The sequence below is a fragment of the Nostoc sp. UHCC 0252 genome, assembly GCF_034931145.1.
GTDB lineage: Bacteria > Cyanobacteriota > Cyanobacteriia > Cyanobacteriales > Nostocaceae > Nostoc.
The window spans coordinates 1-3,088 of sequence record NZ_JAYGHE010000170.1 but is presented as its reverse complement, the minus strand read 5'-3'; the positions used below and the strand labels follow the sequence as shown (position 1 = coordinate 3,088).

Genomic DNA, 3,088 nt, shown 5'->3' with positions numbered 1-3,088 from the left:
TTAGTAATATTAGTAGTAATTGCCGTGTGGTGTGTTTGTAAATCTTGCAAGCATCTGGTGTAATCAAAGCTTTTTTTGGGGATTTCTCCCATTAAGCTTTTTAAGCCAGATAATTGTGTTTGATTTTCAGATATCAGGCTGTTAAATTCTTGAATTTTATTTTCTAAATAACTATAAATTGTTCTTGCGTCTCGATAGCGTTGACGCGCTAGTTGATAAATGTAGAGTATTTTATGGTAGCTACATAGTAAATTTAGCAACCAGTCATAAGCGTCTACTGCAAGTGTTACTGTTGCAGCTTGACTATTATTAATGACTATTAAAATATGGCATTGTTTTGCAGAATTATCTGGTTCATCTGGATCAAGTGCTTGATATTCAAATAAAAGACTACCAAACAGTTTTCCTTGTTGTGTTCGTAGTACAGGATTTAAATTTGTGCCAGCTACTAAGGCTATGGCTAATTTTTCAGCTAGTTTATCACAATCTTCAGTTGGATCTACTTCTCCATAAATCCATAATGTTTGTCCTAAAGATGCTTGAATATTAGATGGTAATAAGGAAGTTGGTTTAAAATGTTGCAGTTGTGGTATGTCTATGAAAATGTTTGGTGATTCTGGAACCAGAGTTAAATCAACTGCGTAGGTATCGTTAAGCAAGAAAGGCTGAAGATTAGCATTAATTTTAAAGCCTTCTATTGTGGGGAGACTACCCAAATCTAAATCTTGAGCATCAATTAACCGTTTTCCTCCTATTTCCCGCTTGGGGTCGTATTTACCATTTTGATAACAAATTAATTTTGAGCGTAAATCTTTCAACCCAACAAAAGTTAGCGAATCTTCTCCCACTTTCACCAGATTTTCCCATAAGAGATTAGCATCTGTCACAACTTCACCTGGAAGTTCAGCTAGGGTGTGGCGGAGATGAAAAGCATAGAGGCTGAGGCTGAAATTCTTCACTATTTTTTGTCAGGTTTAGTATTTTTAGATAAACGAGAGTTGTTTTTTATAGCATTCTCTAAAAGTTCCTTTGATGCTTGACTAGGTTGATTTGCTGAAGTTAGTGATTGACTACCACCTAATCCTAATGTTTCATCTGGAGCAATAGGATATTTAGCAATAAATGATTGCACGTTTTGCTTGTAAACTTCTAGAAGTTGACTACAAGATTCTAGTTTCAACCATTTTTCTAGGATTTCTACAATTCCCTCATCATCTTCTTTTTCTGGTAACTGATTAACTAATTGCTGCAATTTCTTCCAGTCTTGAGTCGGAATCAAATTTGATTGAGAGTCAAGCACTTGAATAAAAGCTTGGATACCATTTTTATAAATTGACATTTTCTAAACTCCTTTACCTATGTTACAAAAAGCAGCCCAATAAAAAGGTGATTCAAACGGTTTGGTTAAGGCATTTTTGTAATTAACAGCAAAGTATTTATTTAAATACACTATGCAAACATAGCTTAGTGAGGACTTATTCACCCAATCTTGAAAGCCTTTGACTGTCGTATCCCTTAACCAACGTTGTGCTGTATTTAAAGCTAATACAATATTATTTTGATTATTTTGCTGCTGTAGTTCTTCGTAAAATTTAATCATCAATAAAGCTGTAGCTGTAGCACTGACTGTCCAAAGGCTACTGACTACATTGGTGCTACCAGCTAACAAAAATCCACTGGGTAAACCAATGTATTCATCACTCGTGCTTGTGGAATCCGTAAAACCAGTTTCGCAAGCAGATAGAGTGACTAGGCGACAGTTTTCTAGTTTGAAGTGAGTAATGATATCTGCCAAAGTTAGGCATTTTTCCAAGTCTACTGCTCGATCATCTTTATCTCCAGGTATAGGTATATAACGTTTAGGGTCTACCTTAATTAACTCTGAAGACACAAAACAATCAGCTAACAGGAAACCAGAATATAAGGGAGAATTAGGGTTAAAGTACCCATGACAGAAGAAAAAAGCACAGTTAGCTTTCAACAATTTTTCATTTAGTGTGACATTGTGAATATTTTCATTAATGCCGAGCAGAATTGCTGATTTGTTAGCTTGGTCTTGCTTCAAAATATGAGCATCGACAAACTGTTTCTTGATAGCTGAAACTGTTCCTAAGTCTTTTTCGTATAAGTCTGGTGTGGGGTTTTGGATGGCAAAGAAAGATTGAAAATCAGGACGTTGACGCAGTTGGACTTGTTGCAGAATTTGACAACTGGGTGCATAGCCTACGCCGTTGGGGAATAAGTCAATTAAATATGATTCCTTGACAGGTAAAGCATGGAGAGGAAACAGGTGTAAGTAGCGATGAGGAATAAGGATTAATCTTTTGCATTGTTCGGGTACTAGGTCTATAAGTTGCTCAATATGCAGAATTTCTGCTAATTTTTTCAGGCGTTCTTCTAGCTGATTCTGCCATTGGTTTTTATCTTGATATTTTGCATCATAATCAATCAGATATTCCTTTTTCCAATCGTTTAATGCATCTAAATCTTGTTGATTAAAATGCCAGATGTCTGGCTTATCATTGTTACGGGTGATTATAAAAGCACAAAAACAGTTACAAAATATATAGAATTGAATAATAGCAGTTTCGTTATTTAAGATGTTTTGAATTTCGCTAAAGCGGATTGGATTAAATCTGTCAAGCCTTGATACCAAGTATTCCCTCTGTTGACGCAAGTACCTGAGATTTTTTAAATTTATATTATCTTGATTATCTTTTTCCAGCTTTTGTAATTTTCTCTTTTCTGCATCAATTTCTGACTGTATTTTTGGTAATAGTGATTTGATTAGTTTGCGCGTTTTAGTAAGCTCTATATATTCAATGGCCTCGGTGTATTCTTTTAATTCCAGACAAACTTCTACTATAGAATGATAAACTTGGTTCCATTGTTCTGCTACATCAGGTTTTGTCTGCTCGCTATCAACAATTTCCCTAGATAACAATTCTATAGTTTCAATGACAGATTCTAAGGTAATGTAAGCTGAGATTAAACGCTGGGACTTTTGGTAGACAATACCCAAATTAAATAAAGTCTCTACATATCTATGTGGAAATGTGGTGTGAGTGTAAACTAACAAAGCATTGTT

General features: G+C 34.9%; 3 protein-coding genes. All 3 read right to left on the bottom strand.

What is annotated here, in order from left to right; genetic code table 11:
- Positions 1 to 959, bottom strand: a 959-nt coding sequence (locus VB732_RS35710) for a hypothetical protein (protein WP_323235520.1), incomplete at its 3' end; no start/stop codon positions are given.
- A complete protein-coding gene (locus VB732_RS35705) occupies positions 959 to 1,339 on the bottom strand; it encodes a hypothetical protein (RefSeq protein ID WP_323235519.1) in 381 nt (126 codons plus the stop codon). The genes VB732_RS35705 and VB732_RS35710, both read right to left, overlap by 1 nt.
- A gap of 3 nt (positions 1,340 to 1,342) precedes the next feature.
- Positions 1,343 to 3,088 (bottom strand): CHAT domain-containing protein (locus VB732_RS35700; protein ID WP_323235518.1); only part of this gene is annotated, 1,746 nt, incomplete at its 5' end.

What these genes read in the sequence shown, in the direction of transcription:
- VB732_RS35705 (WP_323235519.1), bottom strand. Translation starts at nt 1,339, where the DNA reads ATGTCAATTTATAAAAATGGTATCCAAGCTTTTATTCAAGTGCTTGAC.